Origin of the sequence: Prosthecomicrobium sp. N25 (assembly GCF_037203705.1) — a bacterium.
Taxonomy (GTDB): Bacteria; Pseudomonadota; Alphaproteobacteria; order Rhizobiales; family Ancalomicrobiaceae; genus Prosthecodimorpha.
In genome coordinates this window covers 66,667-92,498 of record NZ_JBBCAT010000007.1, presented here as the reverse complement: position 1 = coordinate 92,498, position 25,832 = coordinate 66,667, and the positions used below count along the sequence as shown (strand labels likewise).

Below are 25,832 nucleotides of genomic sequence, written 5' to 3'. Positions count from 1 at the left end.
CTCGGAGCCGACCGCTTCAGTCTTGCGAGAGAAGCTGACCCTCACCGGGCCGCCGAACCCTCAGATAACCACCCGAGAGCCCGGAAACAAGAGCGAAGTAAGCTGCCGCTCGGCAGCGCCCCCGCCCTCGTCGTTGGCCGCTATCTAGTCCCCCACCCCCGCCCCTGTCAACACGGCCTGTCAAAAATCTTTCACGCGGAAGGGGGAATGCCGGCCGGCAATCCGCGAAAATCTACGGGACTCCGGGAGATTTTGGCGACCGTCGGCCGCGTTCGCGCCGGGCCTCAGAACGGCCAGACCCAGAGGATCAGCGGCACGCCGGCGACCACGACCAGGACCGACAGCGGCAGGCCGAGCCGCCAGTAGTCGCCGAAGCGGTAACCGCCCGGGCCCATGACGAGCATGTTGCACTGGTGCCCGATCGGGGTCAGGAAGTCGCAGGCCGCCCCGAGGGCGATCGCCATCAGGTATGGATCGGGACTCTGCCCGAGGCGTTGCGCCAGGCCCGCGGCGATCGGCGCGGCGACCAGGACCGTGGCGGCGTTGTTGAGGAAGGGCGTGATCGCCATGGCGACGACCATCACAAGCGCCAGGGTCCCGGCCGGGGGCAGCAGACCCGCCGCCGCGGACAGCCAGCCGGCGATCACCTCGGTCGCCCCCGTGGTCCGCATGGCCTCGCTGACCGGGATGAGTGCCGCGAGCGTGACAAGCACCGGCCCGTCCAGCGCGTCGTAGGCCTCGCGCATGGTGATCGCCCGGATCGCCGCCATGGACAATGCGGCGCCGAAGAAGGCCACCGGCACGGGCAGGATCTTGGCCGCCATCAGGCCCATGAAGCCGGCCAGGATGAGGATCGGCAGGAGGCTCCGCCGGTTGTCGCCGATCTTGACGTCACGGCTCGCCAGCGGCAGGCAGCCGAGCTCGCCCAGGACCTCGGGCATGATCTTCAGGTTGCCCTTCAGGACGAGGACATCGCCGGCCCGCAGCTTCAGGGCCCTGAGCCGGGTCGCCACCGTCTCGTCGGACCGTCCGACCGCCAGGATCTCCAGCCCGAACCGCTCCGACAGCCGGACCTGCGCGGGCGACCAGTTCACCAGCATGGAGTTGCCGGTCACCACCGCCTCCATGACGCCGATGTCGTCCGGTTCGACGGCCGGGTCCGGCTTCTTCTCGGCCCGCGCGAGCTTCAGCCCGGCGGCCGCCACGAAGCGTTCGAGGTCGGTGGGCTCGCCCTCGAGGATCAGGCGGTCGCCCGGCCGGACCAACTGGGTCTTCGGGCTGCGGAAGCGCTTGTGCTCGTCGCGGATCAGCGCCGCGATCAGCACGTCCGGCCCTCCCGCCGCGGCCACCTCCTCGGCCGAGCGGCCGGCGAGCGGCCATCCCTCCGGGACGATGGCCTCCGTAGCGTAGCCCTTGAAGTTGAAGGCCGCGTCCATGCCGGCCGGGCCGCGCCGGTCGCGCGGCAGGAGCCGGTAGCCGACGATCAGGAAGGCGAGGCCCAGCACCGCGATCGGGAGGCCCACGGGCGTGAAGTCGAACATCCCGAAGGGCTGGCCGGTGATGTCGGCGCGGAGCTTGGAGACGATGATGTTGGGCGACGTGCCGACCAGCGTGACGATCCCGCCGAGGAGCGAGGCGAAGGACATCGGCATCAGGATCAGCGACAGCGACGTGCCGGTCCGCCGCGTGATCTGGATCGCCGGGGGTATGAGCATTGACAGCGCGCCGATGTTCTTCACCAGCGCGGACAGGACCATGACGGTGCCGGCGAGCGCCGCGATCTGCCCGCCCGGACGCTTCAGGCGCCCGCCGACGGCGGAGATCAGGAGATCGGCCACGCCCGACTTGGCGATCGCCGCGGAGGTGACGAGCGCCGAGGCGACGATCACGACGATGTCGTCCGAGAAGCCGCCGAAGGCCTTGTCGGCCGGCACGATGCCGGTCGCGAGGCCGGCCGCCAGCGCCAGGAGCGCCACCAGGTCGTACCGGATCCGTCCCCACACGAAGAGCGCCATCATGGCGGCCACGATGGCGAAGGCCGAGATCTGACCGAAGGTCAAGCGGGTCACCTGTTCAGCGCGAGGCGGGATCGACAAGAATGCCGCACCGGGCGAGAAGTTCCGGCCCGGTCCGGGATTCCGCGTGCGCAGGCCGCGCCGATTGACCTTTCGTTAACCTCGCATCGCTGAGATCGCCCGAGACGTCGCCGCGAAGGAGTCGCCGGAGGCGTCGGGGGGCCGATCGATGGAACACCGCAGCGTCGCAGAAGCAGGGGCCGCTCACGCGCCCGAGGCGATCGAAACCGCCTGCCTCCAGGCGCTCGTGGCAGCCCTTCTGGAGACCGACGATCTCTCCGACATGCTCGACCGGGTCGCCGACAGGGCTGTGGCCCAGCTCAGGGGCATCGCGGCCCTCGGCCGTGCGCAAGTGTGGGGCGACGAGGCCGTCCCGGACGCGGTCGAGACAGCCTGACCGCCTTGACCCACAGCCACGGCGAAACCGGCGGCCCGGGGCGTCGACCGCATGGGGCCGCCGCCCTGCCGGAGCGCTTCGCTCGCCACGCCTGCCTCGGGATCCTGGCCCTCGTCGTGACGGCGCTGGCGGCGTCCGCGGCTCTGGCCGCGAGCCCCGATCCGGCGGTCGAGGCCCGCGTCGAGGCTCTGCTCGCGCGCATGACGCTCGAGGAGAAGCTCGGCCAGCTCACGGTCGAGACCGACGAGGACCGCGACTTTCGCGTCCGCGTCACGGCCGGCCGGCTCGGCAACCTCATCGCCTTCAAGACCGCCACGGCCAATCGCGCCGCCGTCGCGCTCGCGGCCGCGGCGCCGACCCCGGTGCCGTTGCTGCGCGGTCTGGACGTGCTCCAGGGCTACCGGACGCAGTTCATGGTGCCGCTCGGCCAGGCCGCCACCTTCGACCCGGACCTGAACCGGCGCGCCGCCGAGGCCATCGCCCGGGAGGCCGCCGCCCAGGGCGTCAACTGGACCTATGCGCCGATGGTCGACATCGGCCGCGATCCGCGCTGGGGCCGCGTGGTGGAGGGAGCCGGCGAGGATCCTTTCCTCGGCGCCGCGATGGCGCGGGCGCGCGTGTCGGGCTACCGGGCCGGCGGGCTCGTGGCGACCGCCAAGCACTTCGCCGCCTACGGCGCCCCGCGCGCCGGGCTCGACTATGCGCCCGCCGACATGAGCGAGGCGACCCTGCGCGACGTCTACCTGCCGCCCTTCCGCGCCGCCGTCGAGGCCGGCGCCGGCGCCGTGATGCCGGCCCTCAGCGCCCTCAACGGGGTTCCCGCGAGTCTCGACCGCCGCCTTCTGGTCGACGTGCTCCGGGGCGAGTGGGGCTTCCGCGGGTTCGTCGTGTCCGACTGGGGCGCCATCGACCAGCTCGCCAATCACGGTATGGGCCGCGACGCGGCCGCCTTCGCGACCCGCGCCTTCCTGGCCGGCGTCGACATGGACATGGCCTCGCGGACCTATGTGGCGCGCCTGCCCGCGGCGGTGGCGGAGGGGCGGGTCGCCGAGGCCGCCATCGACGAGGCGGTGCGCCGGGTGCTGCGGGTCAAGCTGGAGGCGGGGCTCGACACGCGTCCGCTGCCGACGCCGGCGGAAGCGGAGACCCGCATGCTGCTCCCCGAGACCCGGGCCCTCGCGGTCGAGGTGGCCCGCCGGGGGATCGTGCTCCTGAAGAACGACGGCGACCGGCTGCCGCTCCGCGACATTGGCTCCCTCCTCGTCGTCGGCGGCATCGCGGACAGCCCGGGCGACCACGTGGGTCCCCACGCGGCCGAATGGCGGGCGGGCGAGGTCCATACGATCCGCCGCGCGCTCGAGGACCGGGCCGCCAAGGCAGGGCTCCGCTTCGAGTATCGCGCCGGCTGCGCCCCGGACTGTACCGACCGCGCCGGCTTCGAGGCCGCCGTCGAGGCCGCCCGGCGGGCGGACGTCGTCGTGGCGGTCCTGGGCGAACCCGGCGAGATCGCCGGCGAGGCGGCCTCGCGTGCCGACCTCGGCTTCCCCGGCCTCCAGCAGGACCTGCTCGACCGCCTGGTGGCGACCGGCAAGCCGGTGGTGCTGGTGATCGTCGCGGGCCGGCCGCTGACGGTCGCCAAGGCCTTCGCGGCCGTGCCCTCGGCCGTGATGGCCTGGTATCCGGGGAGCGTCGGATCGCTGGCGCTGGCCGAGATCCTGTTCGGCGACACGGCCCCCTCCGGCAAGCTGCCGATGACCTGGCCGCGGCATGTCGGCCAGATCCCGATCGCGCACGACGACCTCGCCACCGGCCGGCCGCCGACCGCCGGCGAGAAGTTCACCAGCAAGTATGTCGACATCGGCTGGCGGCCACAGTTCCCCTTCGGCCACGGCCTCTCCACCGCGCGCCTCGTCTACGGGCCTCCCTCCGTCGAGGCCGCCCGGGTCGCCATGGACGGGACCGTCGTGGTTTCGGTGCCCGTCCGCAACGAGGGGCCGCAGGCCGCCCGCGCCGTGGTGCAGGCCTATGTGCGCGACCTGGAGGCCTCGCGCGTCCGTCCGGGACGGCAGTTGAAGGGCTTCGCGGCCGTCGAGCTCGCCGCCGGAGAGGCCAGCACCGTCACGCTCCGGATCGCCGTCGGCGACCTCGGCTTCCACGACGAGACGGGAGACTACCGGGTGGAGCCCGGCCGGTTCCGGATCTTCGCCGGGCCGGACGCCGATGCCGAAGCCTCGGTCGACGTGGAGGCGGTCGGAGAGCCCGTGATCAGGCCGACGGCCCGCCGCACCGCGGCCGGCACGCCGTGATCGCGCGTCAGGGGATCGGCTCGACGCCCTCGGCCACCACTGCCCGGCCGTGGATGGCCTCCCGGTAGAAGATCACGAGCCCGCTTGCGACGATGACGAGGTTGCCGATGACGATCGGCCAGGTCGGCACGTCGCCCCAGACCAGCCAGCCGAGGATGCCCGCCCAGACGATCGCCGCGTACTGGAACGGGGCCAGCACGGACGCCGGGGTGCGCGCCAGCGCCATCGTGATGCAGATGAAGCAGGCGATCGCCACGATGCCGAGCAGGAACAGGAGCCCGAGGTCGACGAGACTCGGCGTGACCCAGCCGAAGGGGGCGGTCATCGAACCGATCAGCCCCGCTCCCGCGAACTGCCAGGCCACGAGCTGGAGCCAGTGGGTGTCCCGGAGGCGCCGCGTGACCGTCACGGCGAGTGCGTACATGACGGACCCGAACAGCGCGATCACCGCGTGGATCGAGAAGGCGGCGCTGGTCGGCTGCAGCGCGATGAGCACACCGATGAACCCGACGCTCACCGCCGCCCAGCGGAACGGCCCGACCGCCTCGCCGAGGAACGGCACCGACAGGGCCGTGATGATCAGCGGCGCGGCCATGTAGTAGGTCATCACGTCGGCGAGCGGCAGGTAGCGCGTGGAGTAGTAGAACGCGTAGGTGTCGGCCGCCATGAACAGGATGCGGGCGACCTGCAGGCCCATCTGGTCCCGCCGGACCAGCGAGGCACCGGCGGTCCAGATCAGCGGGGCGAGGATCAGCACCGCGCCGACCGTGCGCAGCAGCATGAGCTGCCCGACCGTGTACTCGGCGACGAGCCATTTGCCGAGCGCGTCGTTGAGCGCGAAGAAGAACACGCCGAGCGAATAGAGAAGGATGCCGGTCGTCGTCGAAGCCTGCTGCGCGCTGACCATGATGCGGGAAGGCTCCAGGGGAGATCGCGACGGATCTGCTCAAATCGAAGGCGGTTCCTATTCCAGATCCGCGGTCGGGCCGCAAGCGATGGGCCCGCAAAATGCTGGCGATGCCGAGTTTTTCCGGTGTCGGCCCACTTTGCGCCACCCCGGCGATGCGCTAGCTTCGGGCCGACCGGGCGTGTCCGCAGTTTCCCGAGGTACGGGGCGCGGGGCGCGCGGGCAGAGGCCGGCGCGCGCCGCCTCCGCCGCCGGACCAGGGAGGATGAGTAGTATGCAGAATCGTCGTGAACTCCTGATCGGCACTGCCGCCGCGGCCGGCGTCGCCGCGCTGCCCTTCACCGTCGGGCCGGCGGCGGCCCAGGGCGTCGCACTCAAGCTCTTCGTTCCCGCGGCCCCCGGCGGCGGCTGGGACCAGACCGCCCGCACCATGGAGCAGGTGCTCCGCGCCAACAACCAGGTCTCCTCCGTCCAGATCACCAACGTCGGCGGCGCCGGCGGCACGGTCGGGCTGCCCCAGTTCGTCAACCAGTGGAAGGGCCAGTCCGGTGCCCTGATGGTCGGCGGCATGGTCATGGTCGGGGCCATCATCGCCAACAAGTCTCCCGTGAAGCTGACGCAGACGATCCCGATCGCGCGGCTGACCGGCGAATCCCTCGCCGTCGTGGTCCCGGCCGCCTCGCCCTTCAAGACGGTCAAGGATCTCGTGGCGGCCCTGAAGGCCGACCCCGCCAAGGTTCCGATCGCGGGCGGCTCGGCCGGCGGCACGGACCACATTCTCGCGGGCCTGCTCGCCAAGTCGGTCGGCGTCGACCCCACCAAGGTCTCGTACGTCGCCTTCGCGGGCGGCGGCCCGGCGACTGCCGCCATCCTCGGCAATCAGGTGGCGGCCGGCATCTCGGGCTACGGCGAGTTCGCCGAGCAGATCAAGGCCGGCAAGATGCGCTGCCTCGCCATCTCGGCCGACGCGCGCGAGGAGGGCGTCGACGCCCCGACCCTCAAGGAGGGCGGCGTCGACCTCGTGCTCTTCAACTGGCGCGGCGTCTTCGCTCCTCCGGGCCTCTCGGCCCAGCAGGTCGCCGACATCACCAAGCTGGTCGAGGACATGACCAAGTCGGCCGCCTGGGCCGAGGCCTGCAAGGCCAAGGGCTGGGTGCAGATCACCCAGGTCGGCAAGGCCTACGAAGAGTACGTCGCCTCCGAGACGACGCGCATCGAGGGCATCCTGAAGGATCTCGGCCTCGCCTGAGGCCGGGTGGCCGGAGGCGGCACGCCCGCCTCCGGCCTTCGCATCCGACCGGGCCCTCGGGGAGGGCCGGGGTAGAGCCGGGGGGGCTCATGACCGACCGATCGACGGGGCCGTCGCCGGCCCGCATCGCGCTTGCCTGGGGCGAGGCCCTGATCGCGCTCGGCGTGATCGCGCTGGCGCTGCTCGCCTGGTGGCAGACGACCATCATCCCGGTCTCGCCCCTCTACGCCAAGGTCGGCCCGACGGTCGCCCCGCAGATCGGCGCCGCCGGGCTCTCGGTGTTCGGCCTCGCGCTCCTCTACGCGGCGATCCGCGGCGGCTGGCAGGCGGAGGAGGAGAAGGAGACGCCGACCGACCGCGCGGCGCTCGCCTGGGTGGTCGCCGGCCTCCTCGTCAACGTGGTCCTCATCGGCCCGGCCGGCTTCACCCTCGCGTCCGTGCTGATGTTCATGGCGATCGCCCGCGGCTTCGGCTCGAACAGGCCCGTCCGCGACGCCGGCATCGCGATCCTGTTCGCGCTCATCGCCTATTTCGGCTTCGCCCAGGCGCTCGGCATCGACATCGGCCGCGGTGTCGTCGAAAACGCCATCTTCTCCCTCTTCGGCGCGTCCACCTGAATCCCGCGAGGCCGGCATGGAGTCCTTCACGAACCTGATGGCGGGCTTCGCGGTCGCGCTGACGCCCGCGAACCTGCTCTGGAGCCTCGCCGGCGTCACGCTCGGCACCGCGATCGGCGTCCTGCCCGGGCTCGGACCGGGCCTGACCATCGCGCTCCTGCTGCCGATCACCTTCAAGGTCGACGCTACCGCCGCCTTCATCCTCTTCGCCGGCATCTACTACGGCGCCATGTACGGCGGCTCGACCACGTCGATCCTGCTCAACACGCCCGGCGAGAGCGCCACGATCGTGACCGCGCTGGAGGGCAACAAGATGGCCCGCGCGGGCCGCGGCGGCGCGGCGCTCGCCACAGCCGCCATCGGCTCCTTCGTGGCCGGCACGATCGGCACGATGGGAATCACGTTCCTCGCCCCCGTGGTGGTCGACTTCGCGCTCGCCTTCGGGCCGGCCGACTACTTCGCCCTGATGATCCTCGCCTTCGTCACCGTCTCGGCCGTGCTCGGCTCGTCGGCGGTGCGCGGCCTGACCGCCCTCTTCCTCGGGATTCTGCTCGGCTTCGTCGGCGTCGACCTGCAGACCGGCCAGCCGCGCTTCACCTTCGGCATCCCCGAACTGCTCGACGGCATCAACGTGATCGTCGTCGCGGTCGGCCTCTTCGCCGTCGGCGAGACCCTCTACATGGCGTCCCGGTACCGCTACGGGAAGGACGAGATCGTGCCCCTGCGCGGCTCGATCTGGATGACGCGGGATGAGTGGAAGCGCTCCTGGAAGCCGTGGATCCGCGGCACGATCCTGGGCTTCCCGATCGGCGCCATGCCGGCGGGCGGCGCCGAGATCCCGACCTTCCTCAGCTATTACCTCGAGCGCAAGCTGACGAAATACCCGGAGGAGTTCGGCAAGGGCGCCATCGAGGGCGTCGCCGGGCCGGAGGCCGCCAACAACGCCTCCACGGCGGGCGTTCTGGTCCCGATGCTGACGCTCGGCCTGCCCACCTCGGCCACCGCCGCGATCATGCTCTCCGCCTTCCAGAGCTACGGCATCAACCCGGGCCCGCTCCTCTTCCAGACCCAGCCGCAGCTGGTCTGGGGCCTGATCGCCTCGCTCTTCATCGGCAACACGATGCTCCTCGTGCTGAACCTGCCGATGATCGCCCTCTGGGTGAAGATGCTGAAGATCCCGGCGCCGCTGCTCTATGCCGGCGTGCTGGTCTTCGCGACCATCGGCACCTACGGGATCAGCCAGTCCCCGGTCGACCTCATCCTGCTCTACCTCGTCGGCGGCGCCGGCTACCTGATGCGGCGCTACGACTTCCCGACCGCGCCCGTGATCATCGGCATGATCCTCGGGCCGCTCGCCGAGCAGAACCTGCGCCAGGCCCTGACCATCTCGGCCGGCGACTGGTCGGTCTTCGTCTCGCGCCCCCTGTCCGCCTCGCTGCTCGCGCTGGCGGCGATCGCCGTGGTCGCCCCGCACCTCTACGAGCTGATGCGCCGGCCCCGGCCCGACAACGTGCCCGGCGACGCCTGACCGCGGCGGGCGGCCCGCGCGGCCGCCCGCCACGGTCGACCGAACTCACCAACAACAAAAGCGAGAGGAGATCCCCATGGCGGCCCCCTATGCCGGCGTCTTTCCCGTGGCGCCGACCCCGTTCCACGACAACGGCGACGTCGATCTCGACGGCATGCGCCGGGTGCTCGACTGCATGGTCGACCAGGGCGTCGACGGCCTCTGCATCTTGGCGAACTTCTCCGAGCAGTTCCTGCTGACCGACGAGGAGCGCAGCGCGCTGCTGACGCTGTCGCTGGAGCACGTCGCCGGCCGGGTGCCGGTGATCGTCACCTGCAGCCACTATTCCACCCGGATCGCCGCCGCCCGCGCCAAGGCCGCCGCCGAGGCCGGCGCCGCCATGATCATGCTGATGCCGCCCTACCACGGCGCCACCCTGCGGGCCGACGAGGGCCCGATGATCGAGCACTTCCAGCGCATCGGCGAGGCGGCCCGCATTCCCCTCATGCTGCAGGACGCGCCGCTGTCCGGCGTGGCGCTGTCCGTGCCCACGATCCTGCGCCTCGCCCAGGCGGTGCCGCTCCTCCAGTATTTCAAGATCGAGACGCCCGGCACCGCCGCCAAGCTGCGCGGACTGCTTGCCGCGGGCGGCGCCACCATCGTCGGCCCCTTCGACGGCGAGGAATCCATCACCTTGATGGCCGACCTCGACGCCGGCGCCACCGGCACCATGTCGAGCGCGCTCCTGCCCGACCTGATCCGTCCCGTGGTGGTCGCCCACCGCGAAGGGCGCCGCGCGGAGGCGATGGCGGCTTATGCCCGCATCCTGCCCCTGATCAACTTCGAGAACCGGCAGTGCGGCCTGCGCGCCTGCAAGACGGTCATGCAGGAGGGCGGCGTGATCCGGTCCGACGCGGTCCGCCATCCGCTTGAGCCGCTGCATCCGGCGACCCGCGCCGGCCTCCTGGAACTCGCCCGCGAGGTCGAGCCGCTGGCGCTGCGCTGGGGCCGCTGACGGTCGGCCGAGGGGGAGGGCCCCGGGGAACCGGAGGGCACCACCGGGCGTTGTCGACGCGGCCACGCCCGAGGCGCCCTCCGCGCCTATCCTGGAGCCCCGACCATGACCTTCGATTCCGGCGTCCTCGGTACCGACATCGTCCGCCGCGCGGTCGAGCCGTTCTCCGCGTGGCTCGGCCTCGGCCCCGCCGATCTCGCCCCTGCGGCGCCCGATCCGATCGAGGCCGGGGAGTTCGAACCCGGCGCCCGCGACGCCGTCCTGATGCGCTTCGTCGCCGAGGCCCGCAGCGCCGGCCTGCTCTGACCGCCCGATACCCGTTCACGAAGACCTAACCGGCTCGCCGGCTCTTCATGTCTGTCATGCCCGGGCTTGTCCCGGGCATCCAGGACGAGCGCTCGGTCTTTCGTGGCCTGGATTGCCGGGACGAGCCCAGCAATGACCGATCGAAAGGTAGGAACTTGGCGGGTCCGGTATCAGCCGTTCCCGTCCATGAAGCCGTCGCCGCGCGTGGCGCGTTCCCGGAGCAGCCGCGAGGGCTCCGAGCCCGGGCCGTCGGCGGCGGCCATAGCCTCCAGGCGGGCCAGGAGCACGGGGAGCCCCGTCCTGTCGGCCTGGAACATGGGCCCGCCCTTGTGGGCCGGGAAGCCGTAGCCGTTGATCATCACGAGGTCGATGTCGCTCGCCCGCACCGCGATGCCCTCCTCCAGGAGCCGCGCACCCTCGTTGGCCATGGCGGCGAGCAGGGTGGCGACGATCTCGTCGGCCGTGAAGCTGCGCGGAACGATGCCCTTCTCGGCCCGCGCGGCGGCGATCAGGGCCTCGGTCTCCGGGTCCACCTCCCGCTTGCCGTCCCGGTATGAATACCAACCCCGCCCGGTCTTCTGGCCGAAGCGGCCGGCCTCGCAGAGCCGGTCCGGGATCGCCACGTAGCGGGCGCGAGGGTCGCGGGTCGCGGCGGCGCGCTTGCGCTTGGCCCAGGCGATCTCCAGCCCGGCCATGTCGAAGACCGCGAAGGGCCCCATGGCGAAGCCCCAGGCCTCCAGGGCCGCGTCGACCGCCTGCGGCGACGCCCCGTCCTCGACCAGGAACTCGGCCTGCCGGCGATAGGCCGAGAAGACCCGGTTGCCGATGAAGCCCTCGCATACGCCGCAGACGATCGGCAGCTTGCCGAGCCTTCGGGCGACCGCGAGCCCGGTCGCCAGCACGTCCGGGGCCGTCCGGGCGCAGCGCACGACCTCGACGAGCCGCATCACGTTGGCGGGCGAGAAGAAATGGAGGCCGACCACCCGCTCCGGGTGCGCCGTCGCCGCCGCGATCGTGTCCGGGTCCAGGTAGCTCGTGTTCGTCGCCAGGATGCAGTCCGGCCGGACGATGCCGTCGAGCCGGACGAAGAGCTCCGTCTTGACCGCCAGGTCGTCGAAGACCGCCTCCACGACGAGGTCCGCCGCGGCGAGCGCGCCGGCCTCCGCGGTGACGTCCAGCCGCGCGAGCCGGTCCGCGCGCCCGGCCTCGTCGAGGCGGCCGGACTTCACGGCGCGGGCCAGGAGGCCGTCGATCCGCTCGCGCCCGCGCGCCGCGGCCTCCGCGGTCTGCTCGACCCCGATCACCCGGTAGCCAGCGTCGAGCGCCGCCACCGCGATGCCCGAGCCCATCAGCCCGGTGCCGACCACCCCGATTGTCTCGACCTTGCGCGGCGAAACCCCTTCCAGGCCGCTCACCTTCGCGGCGGCCCGCTCGGCGAAGAAGACGTGCCGGAGCGCCGCCGCCTCGGCGCTGTCGCGAAGGCGGACGAAGGTCGCCCGCTCCTCCGCCATCCCGTCGGCGAGCGGCAGCGTCCCGGCGAGCCGCACGACCCGGACGGCCTCGGCCGGCGCCGCCTGTCCGCGCGAGCGCGCCAGGGCCTTGGCGGCCGCAGCCTCGACGGCGTCCTCGGCCGCCGGGGGCACCGGCAGGCTGCCGGTCCGGCGCGGCGGCCGCCCCACCAGGTCGAGCGCCGCGCGGATCGCCTCCGCCTCGAGGTCTCCTTCGACCAACCGGTCCGCGATCCCGAGCGCCGCCGCCTCGGCGGCGCCGAGGATGCGCCCGGTGGCGATCATCTCCACCGCGGTCGGGATGCCGACGAGCCGCGGCAGGCGCTGCGTGCCGCCCGCGCCCGGGATGATGCCGAGCTTCACCTCCGGCAGGCCGAACCTGGCGCCGGGCACCGCCAGCCGCAGGTGGCAGGCCAGCGCGATCTCGCATCCGCCCCCGAGCGCGACCCCGTTCACGGCCGCCACCACCGGCTTCTCCAGGTCCTCGAGCGCGGCGAGCACCAGGGGCAGGGCGGGCTCGGCGGCCGGCTTGCCGAATTCCCGGATGTCGGCGCCGCCCACGAAGGCGGAGCCCGCTCCCCGGATCACCACCGCCCTCAAGGCGGCCTCTCCGGCCGCATGCCGCGCCGCCGCCAGGAGCCCGGCCCTGACCTCCGCGCCGCTCGCATTGACGGGCGGGTTGTCGATGGTGACGAGCAGCACGCCGTCCCGGATCGCGCCGCGGACGGTGGGCGAGAAGGCGATGGTGTCGGTCATGGGCGTCGATCCGGGCTCGCGGTCAGGTGCGTCGCGCCGGGTATCGGATGCCGCGGCGGCGCGGTCAACCGGCCCGGCCGGACGACGGACGGCGGGGGCCGGCCGTCAGCGGATCAGCGCGACGTTGCGCACCCCGGCGAGATGCAGCACCGCGCGGACCGACAGGAGCGCCACGACCACCACGGCCATGATGCAGACCGAGAAGGCGGCCGCCTGATTGTAGGCGCCCCGGTCGGAAAGCTGGAGGACCGACACGGCGGCCACCTGCGTCGAGGGCGTGATGAGGAAGATGACGGCCGACAGGGAGACCATGCTGCGCATGAAGTAGAAGACCGCGACGCCCAGCATGGTCGGCCAGAGGAGCGGGATCGTCACGCTGCGCAAGGTCTTCAGCACGCCCGCCCCGAGCGTCGTCGCCGCCTCGTCGAAGGACGAGGCGATTTGCTTGATGCTGGTCGAGACCACCAGGAAGCCCTGGGCGTGATTGTAGTAGACGTTCAGGATGACGATGATCGCGAAGGTGCCGTAGAGCGCGTTGAGCGGGGTCGAAGGGTCGTTGAAGACCAGGATGTAGCCGAGCCCGAGCACCATGCCGGGCACGGCGGCGGGCAGCACGGCCAGGAGCGCCAGCACGGGGGTCAGCGGCGTGCGGAACTTGTGCAGCACGATGGCGGCGAGGGAGGTCGCCACCACCCCCGCCATCGCGGCGAAGAGGCTGACCATGATCGAGTTCCAGATCGGCTCGGTGCCGTTCTGCACGTCGAACTCGTAGTGCTTCCAGGTCAGCGCCATGTTGTAGGGCCAGAGCGTCACGAAGCTCGCCCAGAACACGATGCCGATGACGGCCACGAAGGCCGAGGCGACCAGCACCGCGTAGGCCGTGAAGGCGAGGTCGCGCCCGAGGCTCGGCTCCACGACGAGCGGCTTGGAATGGGCGGTGACGAGCGCGAACTGGCGGCGCGTCAGCCATTTCTCCGCGAATTTCAGGATCGCGGCCGGGACCAGGAGGACGATCCCGATGACGGCGCCGCGCTCGAACTGCGCCTGACCGATCACCTGGTTGTAGACCTCGGTGGCGAGGACGTTGAAGTCGCCGCCGATGACCATGGGGTTGCCGAAGTCCGTCACGATGAGCGTCGTGCAGACGAAGACCGCGGCCACGATCCCGAACTTCGCGCCCGGCAGCGTGATGTCGCGGAACATCCTGAAGCCGGAGGCCCCGAGCGTGCGGGCGCTCTCGTAGAGCCGCTGGTCGGCGACCGCGAGGGCCGCGGAGAGGATCAGGAAGGCATACGGGAAGGCGTAGAGCACGTTGGCGACGATGACGCCGACCATGCCGTAGATGTCGAAGCCGAGCCCGAACTGCCGATTGACCAGCCCGTTGCGGCCGAGGAGCAGCAGGAGGCCCTGGCCCTGGACCAGGGATGGCGCGAAGAGCGGCAGCAGCGCGACGATGCGGAACACCGGCTTCAGCGGCACCGCCGTGCGCTGTAGCGCATAGGCGTAGCCGAAGGCGAGCACCACGGTGGCGGAGACCGAGATCCCGGCCATCACCAGCGTGTTCCAGAGCAGGTTCGCGAAGCGGCGGGTCCCGAAGGCGGCCGAGAAGTTGTCGAGGCCCCAGCCGGTCGGCGTCGACAGGGACCGGCCGAGGATCTGGACGACGGGGTAGAGGAAGAAGATCACCAGGGGCACCGCGACGGCGAGCGTCAGGAGCCAGATCACCGGCTTGTCGAAATCCGTCCGGGCTGGTGCGGCCGCCGGCTTCGCGTTCAAGGGAGCCTCGACGGCGCTCACCCGAGCACCCGCAGATGCTCGGCCGGCAGCCGCAGGCCGACCTTGGCGCCGACGGGCAGGATCTCGGGGCCGACCTGACGCTCGATCATGAGGGCCGGGGCAGGGCCCGGCCCCTCGGGCTGCACCATGTGGCGGACGATGTTGCCGAGGAAGATGGTCTCCGTGACGGTCCCGGACAGCCGGTTCTCGCCGGGAGCCTCGCCGGTCGCGAGTTCGATCTCCTCCGGCCGGATGCCGATCAGCCGGGATGCGCCCGCGCCCGCGACCGCGAGCGGCACGCCCGCGAAGACGGCGCGGCCGTCCGGCCGCCGCTCGGTCTCGATCAGGTTCATGCGGCCGATGAAGCCGGCCACGAAGGCGGTCGCGGGACGGGCGTAGAGCTCGGTCGGCGTGCCGATCTGCTCGATGCCGCCGTCGCGCATGACCACGACCGTGTCGGCCATGGTGAGCGCCTCCTCCTGGTCGTGGGTGACCATGATGGTGGTGATGCCGAGCCGGCGCTGCAGGGCCCGGATCTCGCCGCGCAGGTCCTCGCGGACCTTGGCGTCGAGAGCGGAGAGCGGCTCGTCGAGGAGGAGCAGCGCCGGGTCGATGGCGAGCGCCCGGGCCAGCGCCACACGCTGCTGCTGCCCGCCCGAGAGCTGGCTCGGCAGCTTGTGGGCCTGGTCGGACAGGTGCACCAGCTTCAGCATGGCCGTCGCGCGGTCGGCGATCTCGGCCTTGGGTCGGCCGCGGCATTCCAGGCCGTAGCCGACGTTGCGGGCGGCCGTCATGTTGGGGAAGAGCGAGTAGGACTGGAACACCATCCCGAAGTCGCGCAGCCGCGCCGGCACGGCCGACAGGTCGCGGCCGCCGAGGACGACGGACCCGGAATCCGCCGCCTCGAGCCCGGCGATCACGCGCAAGAGCGTCGTCTTCCCGCAGCCCGAGGGCCCCAGGAAGCAGAAGAAGTCGCCCGCCGGGATGTCGAGCGACACGCCCCTCAACGCCTGCACGGGCCCGAAGGTCTTCACGACGTCGCGGATGGCCAGGTCCATGGAGCGGTCTCGCAGCAGACGATCGAAGGCCCCGTGGGCGGGATCAGGCGGACCCGCCCGGTCCGGGCGCGGCCGGCCCGGGTCCGGGGAGGAGGCTGCGGCACGGTGGTGCCGCAGCGGCGGACGGAAGGCGCCGGGGGGAAGAGCCCCGGCCGGAGCCGGTCAGCGCTCCAGCTCCTTCTGCCACTTCGCCAGGATCGCCTGGCGGTTGGCGGCCGATGCCGCGAAGTCCATCTTCCACATCACCGAGGCGATGTCCGCCGGCATGCCGGCCTTGACGAACTTCTCGGGCATGGCGCCGCCCGGGATCGTCACGATCTCCTTCCAGTTGTAGTATTCCTTGACGGCGTTCGGGCTCAGCGTCCAGTCGAGGAAGCGCTTGGCGGCGTCCTTCTTCTTCGACCCGGCCACCAACGCGTTGGCCTCGAGCTCGTTGCCGGCACCCTCCGAGGGGATCACCATGGTGATCGGATAGCCCTCGGCGACGTTCTTGATGGCCCTGAGCGCGAAGGAGGCGCCGATCGCGAATTCGCCCGCGGAGGCCGAGTTGCAGGGCTTCGAGCCCGACTTGATGTATTGCGCGATGTTGGCGTCGAGGTCCTTCAGGTACTTCCAGCCGGCCTCCTCGCCCTTCATCTGCAGGATCGAGGCGATCTGCAGGTAGCCGGTGCCCGACGAGGCCGGGTTCGGCATCACGACCTCGCCCTTGTAGACCGGGTTCGTCAGGTCCGCCCAGGACTTCGGCATGGGCAGGTTCTTCTGCTTCAGCCGGTCGTTGTTGACGCAGAAGGCCGCCATGTAGCCCGTCACCGCGAACCACTTCCCGGCGGGGTCGCGGAACTGCTCCTTCACGGTCTCGATGGCCTTCGGCTTGTAGGGCTCGAGCAGCGCCAGGATGCGCGGGTCGACCATGTTGGTGACGGCCCAGCCCCACACCACGTCGTGCTGCGGATTGGCCGCCTCGGCCAGGATGCGCGCTGCGAGATCGCCGGTCGACAGGCGCAGGACCTTGACGTCGAGGTCGGGCATGTCCGCCTTGGCGACCTTCAGGAAGGCCGCGATCTCGTCCTCCTCGTAGGAGGTGTAGACCGTGATCGTCTCGGCCGAGGCGGCCCCGACCTGGACCAGGCCCAACGGCAGCGCGAGAAGGAGAGCGCGAGAGAGTCTTTCGGCGATGTTCATGTCCTGCCTCCCGGCGGTCCGTTCGACGGACCTGCCCCATGATGTTGTGACGATCCGGAGACTAGATCGCCACGGCGCGGCAGAGAAAGCCTTTTTCGCCAAGCCGGCTCACAGGGAGGCGGTTTTCAGGCCCGGTTGACCATGTGCCCGGCGAGCGCCTCGACCTGCGGCAGCACCAGGGCGGCGACTTCGCCGTCCGGCATGGTCTCCGCCCAGGCCTGCCGGAAGCAGGCGAGCCAGCCGTCCCGCTCCTCGGCCCCGATCGCGGCGACGAAGTGGCGGCGCCGCAGCATGGGCGCGCCGCGCCGCTCCACGAAGAGCGGCGGCCCGCCGAGCCAGCCGGTCAGGTACCAGAAGAGCTTCTCCTCGCTGCCCGCGAGCGACGGCGGATGGACGGCCCGGCACGCGGCCGCCTCCGGCAGCATTTCCATCAGCTCGTAGAAGCGCCGCGTGAACCGCCGGACGGCCGCCTCGCCGCCGAGGCGGTCGTAAAGGGAGGGGGCGGGATCCGGCTGCTCGGTCATCGTCGTCCTTTTCGCGTCACAGGGGCTCGGGGTGCGCCCGGCGCGGCACCATGCCCCGGCCGGTCCGGCCCGGCCAATCCGCAATCCCCCGGACCCTCGCTTGCCGCCCCGGATGCGGCTGTTATCGTGGGGGGATTTCGAACGCGGTGCCGGCATGCTTCATATCAGCACGAAGGTCGTTCTTCTCCTGCAGATCGTCGTGGTCGTCGGCCTGCCGCTCTTCATGTGGCGCTTCCTGCGGCTCGGCCGCCTGCTGCCGCTGCCGATCGTCCAGATCTTCGCCGGGGTCATCCTCGGCCCCTCCATCTGCGGCGCCCTCTTTCCCGCCGCCTTCGAGTTACTGTTCCGCAAGGAGGTGCTCGCCGGGGTCGACACCCTGGCGAACGTCGCCGTCGTGCTCTTCGTCTTCCTGGCCGGCTGCGAGGCCGACCGCACCATCATCCGCGGTGCCGCCGGCATGGTCCTGCGCATCGGCCTGACGGGCATCGCGGCGCCCTGGATCCTCGGCGGGCTCACGGCCTGGATCATGGTCACGCACGGGTTCGGGCCGGAGACCGCCGCGCGCCTCATCGGCCCCGGCGCCGACCCGACCCTCTACGCCGTCGCGTTCGGCCTGGCGATGTCGGTCACCGCCCTGCCGGTCCTCGTCGTCATCCTGCGCGAGCTCGGCTTCATCGAGAAGCCGATCGGCACCATCGCGCTCGCCATCGGGGGCCTCGACGACATGGTCCTGTGGGGCTCGATCGGCGTGCTCCTGCCCTTCGCGGCCGGCGGCGGCTACTGGGCCGCCCTGGCGCTGGCGATCGGCGGGGGCCTCGTCACCATCGCGTCGATGGCCCGGGTGGTCGCCCCCCTGCTCGAGCGCATGATCGCCCAGGAGGCACCCGAACGCTTCCTGATGTCGCTCGTGATCCTCAGCCTCTTCGCCTCCGCGGTGATCACCGAGGCGACGGGCCTGCATGCGGTGGTCGGCGCCTTCATCTGCGGCCTGCTGCTGCCGGAGAAGCTGCGCGAGCTTTCCGAGCATCGCTTCGACGTGCCGGTGAGCCTCCTGCTGCTCCCCTTCTTCTTCCTGTCGACCGGCCTCAAGACCACGTTCGACTTCGGGGACCCGACCATCTGGGCGGTCGTGGCGATCGCCTTCGTGGTCTGCATCGGCGGCAAGGTCGCGGGCATCACCGTGCCGTCCATCCTGAGCGGCCAGAGCCCCGCCTTCTCGCTGACCCTCGGCGTCCTGATGCAGTGCAAGGGGCTGATGGAAATCGTGGTCGTCACGGTCCTGTACCAGCGCGGTATCGTCGGCGAGCTCACCTTCTCGGCGCTCGTGCTCGTGGCGCTGATCTCCACCGTGATCACCGCCCCGCTCGCCCGTCTCTGCGTGCGCGTCTTCGGCGAGGCCGCGACCCAGACCGCCGAGGCCCGCGCCGCCGAGCCGGTCCCGGAGGCCGAGGGGCCCGAGGTGCTCGTCCCCTGCCTGGTGCTCGAGGACGGCGAGGTCCGCGCGCTGGGCAAGAGCGAGGTGGTGATCGGCCGCCATTCCGGCGACGACGTGAGCATCAAGGACGTGCGCGTGTCCCGCCACCACGCCCGGATCCGCGAGGCGGCACCGGGACGCTGGGAGATCCGCAACCTCACCGCGGACCGCTCCGAGCCGAATCCCATGCAGGTGAACGGCGTCGAGAAGGAGCGGGCCGAGATCCGCAACGGGGACCGGATCACCCTCGGCGGGGTCGGCTTCGTGTTCCGCCTGCCGCGCCACCGCGCGGTGGCCTGACCGTCCCCTTCAGCGGCGGCCGACGACCAGCGGCAGGACCGCGAAGACGAGCGGCAGCCCAAAGCCCGCAAGCCCCTCCGCCAGGCCGCCGCCCGTCCACTTGGCGAAGATCGACGTGCCCTCCAAGGCGCGCGTCACCGCGTCCTCCCCCGCCAGCAGCGCGGCGAGGGCGACGAGGCCCATGGCGGCCCGTTCGCCCCGGCCGAACGGCGGCGCACGGCGGGCGAGAAGGGCGCGCGCGGCGAGGAACGAGGCCCCGAGGATGAGTGGCGCGTCCGCGAGCAGGCCGATCGGCCGACCCCAGCGCGGCACGATCAGGAGTTCGCGCAGGGGCCCGAGCATCCAGCCGGCCGCGAAGGCGGCTGCGAAATAGAGGAGCCCCGCCCGGACGGCCCGCGCGGTCACGCCGGTCCCCGCGCCCCGCCCGCATCTTGCCGGTGCCGGCCCCGGCCCGCCCGTAGCACCGCCCGGGCGATCGGCCTCAGAGGTACCACGCCGCCGCCGGCGCGGCCGAAGAGCATGCGGTCGAGCGCCGCCAGCCCCGCGGCCGCGTCGCCGGCCGGCGTCACCCCGCGCAGGGCGAGGTAGCGGCGGGCCGCCTGGCGGAACCGCGGCGCGTCGCCCCGCCACGCGGCGATCCGGAGCGCCAGGGCGTCCGGATCCGGCAGCCATCGCGCCAGCCGGCCCGCCAGTTCGCGGCGCGACCGGAACCGCAGTCCCGGCAGGAGCAGCGCCGCCCCGCCCGCGAAGCCGAGCGCCAGCCCGAGGGGCACCGCGGCGCGGACCATCGGTCCGGGCTCCTGCGGTCCCGCCTCCGCGGCGGCGATGGCCGGGGCGATGCGCGCCGGGGCGAGTTCGAGGACGCGGGCCTGACGGGCGCCCGTATCGAACCAGGGGATGCGGACCGGCTGCAGGACGGCCGGCTCCGTGGTCATCGAGCGCACGCGCCAGCGCCAGCGGACGGTGGACACCGGACCCTGCGGGGTGAGCCGCATCACCCGCTCCTCGGGCTCCGGGAAGGCGACCACGCCCGGCGAGCGGAGGGTCGGAACCGGGGGCAGGAGCTCGGCGCTGACGCCCTCGGCCTCCAGCATCACGGTGCGCAGGGCCGTCTCGCCCGGCGGTAGCCGGTCCGGCGGCCGGTCCCACTGGTCGCTGACCTTGATCGACCGGGCCGGCAGCCACCAGCCCTGGGCGGCGGGCTTGGGCGCCACATCGATGGAGACGGCCTGCGTGGAGGCCGTGTGCTGGAAGCGCACGCCGTCCCGGCCCATGATGGTCAGCCGGTGCTGGAACGGCTCGACCGTCAGGCGCCCCGCCTTCTTGGGGAAGAGCGCCATGGTGCGCTCGTATCCCCGCATCTGCCGGCCGCTCACGGTGGTGGAGAACCAGCGATCCCGACCGAGTTGCATCCAGCCGAAGTCGGCGAGCGCCGGCTGGTCCAAGACTTCCAGCGTGATCGGCACGGCATAGTGCCCGCGCAGTTTCAGGAGCACCATCTCCTGCTCGTAGGGCGGGCCGGACACGACCTCGAAGGCGGCCTCGATTCCCGCGTCGTCCGGGTCGACCTCCTCGGCGCCCGCCCGCGGCGGCGCGGCGACGAGCGCGGCGACCAGGCAGGCCAGCATCGGAATCCCGCCGCCCAGCCTCACCATGGATCGCCCCCCGGCGGCACGGCGAGGCCCTTCTCGGCCCGCTGCTCCCGCTCAACCTGCAACCTGAGCTTCAGGAACCGTCCCGGATCGTCGGGCAGCGTCGCCAACCACTGCCGGCTCGCCACGATGGACTTGTTGTCGAAGGGCTTGTTGACCAGCGCCTGCCGGATCGCGGCCTGCTCGAAGGCCTTGGCGAGCGCCGCCGCGCCGCCGGAGCGCCCCGCGCCCTCGCTGTCGGTCGCCGACCCGCGCGCCTGCCCCTCGCCGGATTCGGTGGTGGCCTGCTCGGCCGCCCCCTTGCGCGCCGCCTTGGAGCCGCCGGGCGCCGTCGAGGCGGTGCCGGTCTCCCGGTCGCCCGCCATGCCGTCGCCGGTCGATTCCTCGCCCTCCTGGCCGGAATTCGGGTCGGCCCCGGTCGACTTCTTCTCCCGCGACGCCGAAGCGTTGGCGGCGCTGCCCCCGCCGCTCGGCGCGAGCGCCTCTGCCTCGACGAGCGCCTGCACGATCGCCCGGTTCACCCGCGCATCCTCGTCCGAGGGCCGGACCGCCAGGGCCTGGTCGTAGGCCACCACGGCCTCCTTGTAGGCGCCGGACCGCGCCAGGGCGTTGCCGCGGGCGAAGGCGGCCTGCGGCCCGGCGGCCCGGAAGGCCTCGACGGCCTCGCCGTAGCGCCCTGCCCGGTAGAGGGCCGTGCCGCGCCAGACGGGGTCCTCCAGCAGGCGGGCGGCCCCGTCGCCCCATCCGGCCGCCAGCGCGAGACGGCCGAACGGCTCCGGTCCGCCGAGCGCGACGGCCGTGCCGGCGGCGGCGACCGCCGCCAGAAGCACGAGCGCCGCCCTCATGCGCGCCTCCGGAACAGCATCAGCGCGGGCACGAGCGCGAGGACGAGCAGCAGGCGCCCGTAGTCCCGCCAGATCAGCACGGCGAAGCCGGTCTCGGCGAGCCGGCTCGCCCGCCGCCCTCCGACCGCGTCGGCGACCGGCCGCGGGTCGGCGATGTCCCCCGACGCGCCGCCGCCGGCGCGCGCCAGCGCCTCCAGGAGTCCCCGTCCCACCGAGGGCTCGGCGCCGCCGCTGGCCGCCACCGGGCTGCCCGGCACGGCGAGCGCGTGCACCCGGCCGCCACGGGCCGCGATCGCCTCGGCCTCGCGCAACGCCGCCGCCCCGAGCCCGCCGCCGTCGCCGACCAGAACCACGTCGCCGGCGATCACGTCCGCCTCCTCGAGGGTCCGGCGGGCGAGCGCGAGGGCCCGCTCCGGCCGGCTTCCCGGATCCGGCACGGTCTCGCCGTCCAGCACCGCGATGGTCGTGCCGAGCGACTCCGCGTCGGTGGTGAAGCTCGAGGCCACGTAGGCGTCGCCGGCGAAGACCACCAGCGCCACCGGCCGCGATCCCGCCTGCTCCGCCACGATCCGGGCCGCGGTCAGCGCCTCCGGGAGACGCCCGCCGGTCGCCACCGACCGCGACAGGTCGAGGGCGAGCACGACGCCGTCGAGGTTGCGGAAGGTGCCGTCGTCCGTTCGTTCCACGGCCGGGCCGGCGAGCGCCAGGGCGAGGAGCACCGCGGTCGCGGCGAGCGCGCGGTCGGCCCGCCCGGAGCCTGGCACGACCCGGCCCATGCGCTCCAGCGCCGCCCGGAGCGGGCCGTCGATCGCCGTCTCCCAACCGGCGAGCCCGAGGCCGCGCCGGCCGAACAGGGCCGCGACCGCGATCACGGCGGGGATCGCCAGCAGGAACCACGGGCGGAGCAGGGCGAAGCCGGCGGCCTCGATCATGCCCGCCTCCGGTCGATCATCAGGAGGAGCGCGAGCGCCAGGGCGAGGCCGGCCGGCCAGGGCCAGAGGTCGCGGTGCACCTCGGCGACGGGGGCGGCCGTGCGGCTCGTCTCCAGACGGTCGATGGCGGCGCCGACGGCCTTCAGGTCCTGGGTCGTCTTCACCCGGAACGCCTCCCCGCCGCTCGCCTCGGCCACCTGCCGGAGCGTGCCGGCATCGACCACGTCCGGGTCGCCGTCGCCCTCGCCGAGATCGCGGGGCCCGAGCGCGATGGTGTGGACCCGGATGCCGAGTTCGCGCGCCAGCCCGGCCGCCTCCATGGGCTTGACGGTGCCGGCGTTGTTGACGCCGTCGCTCATGAGGATGACGACCCGCGACGCCGCCGTCGACGGCTCCAGCCGCTTCAGCGCCAGGCCCAGCCCGTCACTGATCGCCGTCGACCGGCCCGCGATGCCGATCTCAGCCCCCTCGATGGCCCGCACCACCGCGGCGAGGTCGTGGGTCGGCGGCGCCGCCACGTAGGCCTGTTCGGCGAAGATCACCAGGCCGACCCGGTCGCCGCCGCGGCCGCGGACGAAGTCCGCCGCCACCGCCTTGACGGCGTCGAGCCGCCGGACCTGCCGGCCGTCGAGCAGGAAATCGCGCCGATCCATGCTGCCGGAGAGGTCGAGGGTGAGCAGGATGTCCCGACCCGAGGCGGGCAGGGCAGGGGCCGGCAGCACGGCGCGGGGCCCGGCGAGCGCCACGACCAGCGCCGCCCAAAGGAGCCAGGGGACGAGCCGCCGCCCGGCCGCCGCCAGCCCGCTGCCGCGCGCCTCGGCGAAGCCGGCCGCCACCGTCTCGGGCACGACCAGCGCCGCCGAGGCGCCGCGCGCCGGCGGCAGGAGTCGGGCCGCGAGAAGGGGCAGCGGCAGGAGTAGCAGCGCGAGCGGCGTCGCGAATCCGGTCATGCCGTCCCCCGGGTGTCCGCGGCTGGGGCGGGCCGGACGGGGATGTCTCCCCCGGCGGCCCGGCGGCCGGGGCCTACCCGCGGGATCCGCGGGGCCCGGGCGGCGAGCCGCCGGAGGGCGGCGTCCAGCCGGTCCGGGTCGATCCGGAGCCCCGGACGGTAGAGGTCCGCGAGCCCAGCCGCCTCGCCACGGGTGAAGACATCCGTGCCGAAGCGCCGGTCGAGGGCGGCGAGCCAGGCCTGGCCTTCCCCGGGCTCCAGGTCCTTCAGAAGCCGCACCTGCGCGAGGAGCCGCTCCTCGGCCGGCAGGCTCCGGGCCGCCGCGAGCCCCACACGGAGCCGCGCCCGCCAGTCCGGCGGGCGTCGGGCCAGGAGACGCGCCGCGCCGGCGAGGAGGAGCGCCGCCGCGAGCCCGAGGGAGAGCGCGGCCGCCCCGTCCGGCAGGGCGGCGGCCGGCTCGGCGTCCGGCGTCCGGATCTCGCGCAGGCCGGCGAGAAGGGTCCCGGGTTCAGACATCGAAGCCTCCGAGCGCCGTCGCGGTGACGTCCGGGGCCGCGGAGGCTTCCACCACCAGCCAGGGCACGCCGAGGCGGTCGAGCCGGCCGGTCCGCTCGGCGAGCGAGGCCAAGCCGCCCCCGTGCGGGCTCGTCCCGCCCCGAGGGCTCGTCCAGCCGCGCCGTCCCGCCGCCGTGGCATAGGGATAGCGTCCGGCGGGCGGCGCCGTCTCGAAGCCGTCCGCGATCAGCAGCACGGAGAGGCGCGCGCGACGCGCCAGCGCCGGCACCATCGTGTCGAAATGCTCACCCGGCCGGTCGAGCCCGGTGGCGAGGACGACCGACGCCCCCTTCGGTGCAACGGCCGCGGTCTGCTCCAGGATCCCGTCGAGCGGTGGGTCCATGGCGTCGGGCGCGGAAAGGGCCCGGCGCTGCGCCGCAGCCAGCCCGCCGACAACGGCCACCATGCCCCGGTCCCGCCCGCGCGCCGGGACGTAGGCCGGCTCCCCGGCCCCGAAGGCCGCGAGCCCGATCCGCGCCCCGCCGTCGACCGCCCGCCAGCCGACCATCGCCAGCGCCTCCGCGGCCGCCGCCGACCGGAAGGCGCGCCGGGTGCCCCACAGCATCGAGGGCCGGAGGTCCGCCACCAGGATGAGCGTGCGCTCCCGTTCGTCCCGGAAGGTGCGCACGTGCTGGATGCCGGTCCGCGCCGTCGTGTTGCGGTCGATGTGGCGCACGTCGTCGCCCTCGGCGTAGACGCGGATGTCGTCGGTCTCAAGCCCCCGGCCGCGCCGGCGGCTGACGAAGCCGCCCGGCCGCGCCGTCAGCCCGCTGGTCGTATCGCGCAGGCGGCGGACCATGTGCCGGAGCCTCAGGAGCGTCTCCGTGTCGGCCATCACGCCGGGGCTGGCGACCGCGTCCATGGGATCGCCTCAGAGCGGCCGGACGCGGTCAACGAGGCGCCGGACCAGCCCGCGCGCCGTCTCGCCCTCCGCCGCCGCCCGCCAGGTGAGGACCATCCGGTGGGCGAGCGCGTCGGCGGCGAGATCCGCCACGTCCTCCGGCACGGCGTGGTCCCGGCCGGCCAGGTAGGCCTTCGCCTTGGCGGCCAGCGCCAGCCCGATGGTGCCGCGCGGGCTCACCGGATGCTCGATCGCCTTGCGGACCTCCGGCGCGATCCCGTCCTCGCGCGTCGCGGTGACGAGGCGGACGATATAGTCCTTGAGCGCCGGGGCGAGATGGACCCGCATGGCCTGCTCGCGCGCCGCCGCCAGGTCGGAGGCCGCCAGCCGCGGCAGCGGGGCCTCGGCGTGCTCGGCCGTCTCCTTCTCGACGAGGTCGAGGATGCGCCGCTCGTCGTCCGCGCCGGGTAGCTCGACGAGGACATGCAGCAGGAAGCGGTCGAGCTGCGCCTCGGGCAGGGGGAACGTTCCCTCGTGCTCGATCGGGTTCTGGGTCGCGACCACCATGAAGGGTGTGGGGAGAGGGTAGGTCGTGCCGCCTGCCGTGACCTGACCTTCCGCCATCGCCTCGAGAAGCGCCGACTGGACCTTCGGGGGCGCCCTGTTGATCTCGTCGACCAGGATCAGCGAGTGGAACACCGGCCCCTCGACGAACTCGAAGACCCCACGGTCCGGCCGCCAGACCGGCGTGCCCGTGAGATCGGCGGGCATCAGGTCCGGGGTGCACTGGATGCGCGCGAAGGACACCTCGAGCCCGGAGGCGAGCCGCTTCACCGCCCGCGTCTTGGCGAGGCCCGGCGCGCCTTCCACCAGAACGTGGCCGCCCGCCACCAGTGCGACCAAGAGCCGCTCGACGAGATTGCCCCGGCCGATCAGCCCGGCGCCCAGTGACGCCGCGAGAGCCGCCATGCGGGACTGCGGATCGGGGCCGACGGGCGGCTCGATGTCCTTCATCGCGATCGTCACCAGCGCCTCCCGGGCCTTCCAGTTCAGTCCGGCTTTCCGCCGGATTGCGCGGCTTTCGCGACCGCGGGCCGGCCC

General features: G+C 72.9%; 23 protein-coding genes. 8 read left to right on the top strand and 15 right to left on the bottom strand.

What is annotated here, in order from left to right; translation table 11 throughout:
- Nucleotides 1-284: 284 nt before the first annotated feature.
- Nucleotides 285-2,060, bottom strand: coding sequence for an SLC13 family permease (locus WBG79_RS27425; protein WP_443147526.1), 1,776 nt, complete (start codon nt 2,058-2,060; stop codon nt 285-287).
- 184 nt (nt 2,061-2,244) lie between these two features.
- On the opposite strand from WBG79_RS27425, the gene WBG79_RS27420 reads away from it, so the two are divergent.
- A complete protein-coding gene (locus WBG79_RS27420; protein WP_337360441.1) occupies nt 2,245-2,472 on the top strand; it encodes a hypothetical protein in 228 nt (75 codons plus the stop codon).
- A gap of 5 nt (nt 2,473-2,477) precedes the next feature.
- Nucleotides 2,478-4,778 carry a glycoside hydrolase family 3 N-terminal domain-containing protein gene (locus tag WBG79_RS27415; protein WP_337360440.1) on the top strand — a complete coding sequence of 767 codons (2,301 nt, stop codon included), beginning with the start codon at nt 2,478-2,480 and terminating at the stop codon, nt 4,776-4,778.
- A gap of 7 nt (nt 4,779-4,785) precedes the next feature.
- On the opposite strand, the gene WBG79_RS27410 is transcribed toward WBG79_RS27415, so the two are convergent.
- Nucleotides 4,786-5,685: a DMT family transporter gene (locus WBG79_RS27410; protein WP_337360439.1), complete on the bottom strand. Its 900-nt coding sequence runs from the start codon at nt 5,683-5,685 to the stop codon at nt 4,786-4,788.
- A gap of 274 nt (nt 5,686-5,959) precedes the next feature.
- On the opposite strand from WBG79_RS27410, the gene WBG79_RS27405 reads away from it, so the two are divergent.
- From WBG79_RS27405 to WBG79_RS27385, 5 genes are all read left to right on the top strand, one after another.
- Nucleotides 5,960-6,934 carry a Bug family tripartite tricarboxylate transporter substrate binding protein gene (locus WBG79_RS27405; RefSeq protein ID WP_337360438.1) on the top strand — a complete coding sequence of 325 codons (975 nt, stop codon included), beginning with the start codon at nt 5,960-5,962 and terminating at the stop codon, nt 6,932-6,934.
- Between the two features lie 89 nt (nt 6,935-7,023).
- Nucleotides 7,024-7,551, top strand: a complete 528-nt coding sequence (locus WBG79_RS27400) for a tripartite tricarboxylate transporter TctB family protein (protein ID WP_337360437.1) — start codon at nt 7,024-7,026, stop codon at nt 7,549-7,551.
- A gap of 16 nt (nt 7,552-7,567) precedes the next feature.
- Nucleotides 7,568-9,079, top strand: a complete 1,512-nt coding sequence (locus tag WBG79_RS27395; RefSeq protein ID WP_337360436.1) for a tripartite tricarboxylate transporter permease — start codon at nt 7,568-7,570, stop codon at nt 9,077-9,079.
- 76 nt (nt 9,080-9,155) lie between these two features.
- Nucleotides 9,156-10,073 carry a dihydrodipicolinate synthase family protein gene (locus tag WBG79_RS27390; protein WP_337360435.1) on the top strand — a complete coding sequence of 306 codons (918 nt, stop codon included), beginning with the start codon at nt 9,156-9,158 and terminating at the stop codon, nt 10,071-10,073.
- 105 nt (nt 10,074-10,178) lie between these two features.
- Nucleotides 10,179-10,379 (top strand): hypothetical protein, encoded by a 201-nt coding sequence (locus tag WBG79_RS27385; RefSeq protein WP_337360434.1) that lies wholly within the window; start codon nt 10,179-10,181, stop codon nt 10,377-10,379.
- Between the two features lie 170 nt (nt 10,380-10,549).
- Here the strand turns inward: WBG79_RS27385 and WBG79_RS27380 are convergent, their stop codons facing one another.
- The 5 genes from WBG79_RS27380 to WBG79_RS27360 form a co-directional block, all read right to left on the bottom strand.
- Complete coding sequence (locus WBG79_RS27380; protein WP_337360433.1) at nt 10,550-12,643, bottom strand: 3-hydroxyacyl-CoA dehydrogenase NAD-binding domain-containing protein; 2,094 nt, start codon at nt 12,641-12,643, stop codon at nt 10,550-10,552.
- 105 nt (nt 12,644-12,748) lie between these two features.
- Nucleotides 12,749-14,419, bottom strand: coding sequence for an ABC transporter permease subunit (locus tag WBG79_RS27375; protein ID WP_337360432.1), 1,671 nt, complete (start codon nt 14,417-14,419; stop codon nt 12,749-12,751).
- Nucleotides 14,420-14,436: 17 nt separating this feature from the next.
- Nucleotides 14,437-15,477, bottom strand: a complete 1,041-nt coding sequence (locus WBG79_RS27370) for an ABC transporter ATP-binding protein (protein WP_337360431.1) — start codon at nt 15,475-15,477, stop codon at nt 14,437-14,439.
- 162 nt (nt 15,478-15,639) lie between these two features.
- On the bottom strand, nt 15,640-16,659 hold the full coding sequence (locus tag WBG79_RS27365) for an ABC transporter substrate-binding protein (protein ID WP_337360430.1): 1,020 nt from the start codon (nt 16,657-16,659) through the stop codon (nt 15,640-15,642).
- A 125-nt stretch (nt 16,660-16,784) separates the two neighbouring features.
- A complete protein-coding gene (locus tag WBG79_RS27360) occupies nt 16,785-17,183 on the bottom strand; it encodes a group II truncated hemoglobin (protein WP_337360429.1) in 399 nt (132 codons plus the stop codon).
- Nucleotides 17,184-17,337: 154 nt separating this feature from the next.
- Between WBG79_RS27360 and WBG79_RS27355 the strand changes: the two genes are divergently transcribed.
- Nucleotides 17,338-18,957, top strand: coding sequence for a cation:proton antiporter domain-containing protein (locus WBG79_RS27355; protein ID WP_337360428.1), 1,620 nt, complete (start codon nt 17,338-17,340; stop codon nt 18,955-18,957).
- A 9-nt stretch (nt 18,958-18,966) separates the two neighbouring features.
- On the opposite strand, the gene WBG79_RS27350 is transcribed toward WBG79_RS27355, so the two are convergent.
- The 8 genes from WBG79_RS27350 to WBG79_RS27315 are packed head-to-tail and all read right to left on the bottom strand — an operon-like array spanning nt 18,967 to nt 25,700.
- Entirely contained in the window at nt 18,967-19,362 is a 396-nt protein-coding gene (locus tag WBG79_RS27350) for a hypothetical protein (protein ID WP_337360427.1), read from the bottom strand.
- Nucleotides 19,359-20,612: a hypothetical protein gene (locus WBG79_RS27345; RefSeq protein ID WP_337360426.1), complete on the bottom strand. Its 1,254-nt coding sequence runs from the start codon at nt 20,610-20,612 to the stop codon at nt 19,359-19,361. The genes WBG79_RS27350 and WBG79_RS27345 overlap by 4 nt, the downstream gene beginning before the upstream one ends.
- A complete protein-coding gene (locus WBG79_RS27340) occupies nt 20,606-21,454 on the bottom strand; it encodes a tetratricopeptide repeat protein (RefSeq protein ID WP_337360425.1) in 849 nt (282 codons plus the stop codon). Before WBG79_RS27340 ends, WBG79_RS27345 begins: the two co-directional genes overlap by 7 nt.
- Nucleotides 21,451-22,386: a VWA domain-containing protein gene (locus WBG79_RS27335; RefSeq protein ID WP_337360424.1), complete on the bottom strand. Its 936-nt coding sequence runs from the start codon at nt 22,384-22,386 to the stop codon at nt 21,451-21,453. Before WBG79_RS27335 ends, WBG79_RS27340 begins: the two co-directional genes overlap by 4 nt.
- A complete protein-coding gene (locus WBG79_RS27330; RefSeq protein WP_337360423.1) occupies nt 22,383-23,336 on the bottom strand; it encodes a VWA domain-containing protein in 954 nt (317 codons plus the stop codon). Before WBG79_RS27330 ends, WBG79_RS27335 begins: the two co-directional genes overlap by 4 nt.
- Nucleotides 23,333-23,851 (bottom strand): hypothetical protein, encoded by a 519-nt coding sequence (locus WBG79_RS27325; RefSeq protein ID WP_337360422.1) that lies wholly within the window; start codon nt 23,849-23,851, stop codon nt 23,333-23,335. Before WBG79_RS27325 ends, WBG79_RS27330 begins: the two co-directional genes overlap by 4 nt.
- Nucleotides 23,844-24,752, bottom strand: coding sequence for a DUF58 domain-containing protein (locus tag WBG79_RS27320; protein WP_337360421.1), 909 nt, complete (start codon nt 24,750-24,752; stop codon nt 23,844-23,846). Before WBG79_RS27320 ends, WBG79_RS27325 begins: the two co-directional genes overlap by 8 nt.
- Nucleotides 24,753-24,761: 9 nt before the next feature.
- Nucleotides 24,762-25,700, bottom strand: coding sequence for an AAA family ATPase (locus WBG79_RS27315; RefSeq protein ID WP_337360442.1), 939 nt, complete (start codon nt 25,698-25,700; stop codon nt 24,762-24,764).
- Between the last annotated feature and the right edge of the window lie 132 nt (nt 25,701-25,832).

Excerpts from the sequence above, each read along its gene's own strand:
- WBG79_RS27420 (WP_337360441.1), top strand. The coding sequence starts at position 2,245 with ATGGAACACCGCAGCGTCGCAGAAGCAGGGGCCGCTCACGCGCCCGAG.
- WBG79_RS27410 (WP_337360439.1), bottom strand. The coding sequence starts at position 5,685 with ATGGTCAGCGCGCAGCAGGCTTCGACGACGACCGGCATCCTTCTCTAT.
- WBG79_RS27405 (WP_337360438.1), top strand. The coding sequence starts at position 5,960 with ATGCAGAATCGTCGTGAACTCCTGATCGGCACTGCCGCCGCGGCCGGC.
- WBG79_RS27400 (WP_337360437.1), top strand. The coding sequence starts at position 7,024 with ATGACCGACCGATCGACGGGGCCGTCGCCGGCCCGCATCGCGCTTGCC.
- WBG79_RS27395 (WP_337360436.1), top strand. The coding sequence starts at position 7,568 with ATGGAGTCCTTCACGAACCTGATGGCGGGCTTCGCGGTCGCGCTGACG.
- WBG79_RS27390 (WP_337360435.1), top strand. The coding sequence starts at position 9,156 with ATGGCGGCCCCCTATGCCGGCGTCTTTCCCGTGGCGCCGACCCCGTTC.
- WBG79_RS27385 (WP_337360434.1), top strand. The coding sequence starts at position 10,179 with ATGACCTTCGATTCCGGCGTCCTCGGTACCGACATCGTCCGCCGCGCG.
- WBG79_RS27380 (WP_337360433.1), bottom strand. The coding sequence starts at position 12,643 with ATGACCGACACCATCGCCTTCTCGCCCACCGTCCGCGGCGCGATCCGG.
- WBG79_RS27370 (WP_337360431.1), bottom strand. The coding sequence starts at position 15,477 with ATGGACCTGGCCATCCGCGACGTCGTGAAGACCTTCGGGCCCGTGCAG.
- WBG79_RS27365 (WP_337360430.1), bottom strand. The coding sequence starts at position 16,659 with ATGAACATCGCCGAAAGACTCTCTCGCGCTCTCCTTCTCGCGCTGCCG.
- WBG79_RS27360 (WP_337360429.1), bottom strand. The coding sequence starts at position 17,183 with ATGACCGAGCAGCCGGATCCCGCCCCCTCCCTTTACGACCGCCTCGGC.
- WBG79_RS27355 (WP_337360428.1), top strand. The coding sequence starts at position 17,338 with ATGCTTCATATCAGCACGAAGGTCGTTCTTCTCCTGCAGATCGTCGTG.
- WBG79_RS27345 (WP_337360426.1), bottom strand. The coding sequence starts at position 20,612 with ATGGTGAGGCTGGGCGGCGGGATTCCGATGCTGGCCTGCCTGGTCGCC.
- WBG79_RS27340 (WP_337360425.1), bottom strand. The coding sequence starts at position 21,454 with ATGAGGGCGGCGCTCGTGCTTCTGGCGGCGGTCGCCGCCGCCGGCACG.
- WBG79_RS27335 (WP_337360424.1), bottom strand. The coding sequence starts at position 22,386 with ATGATCGAGGCCGCCGGCTTCGCCCTGCTCCGCCCGTGGTTCCTGCTG.
- WBG79_RS27330 (WP_337360423.1), bottom strand. The coding sequence starts at position 23,336 with ATGACCGGATTCGCGACGCCGCTCGCGCTGCTACTCCTGCCGCTGCCC.
- WBG79_RS27325 (WP_337360422.1), bottom strand. The coding sequence starts at position 23,851 with ATGTCTGAACCCGGGACCCTTCTCGCCGGCCTGCGCGAGATCCGGACG.
- WBG79_RS27320 (WP_337360421.1), bottom strand. The coding sequence starts at position 24,752 with ATGGACGCGGTCGCCAGCCCCGGCGTGATGGCCGACACGGAGACGCTC.
- WBG79_RS27315 (WP_337360442.1), bottom strand. The coding sequence starts at position 25,700 with ATGGCGGCTCTCGCGGCGTCACTGGGCGCCGGGCTGATCGGCCGGGGC.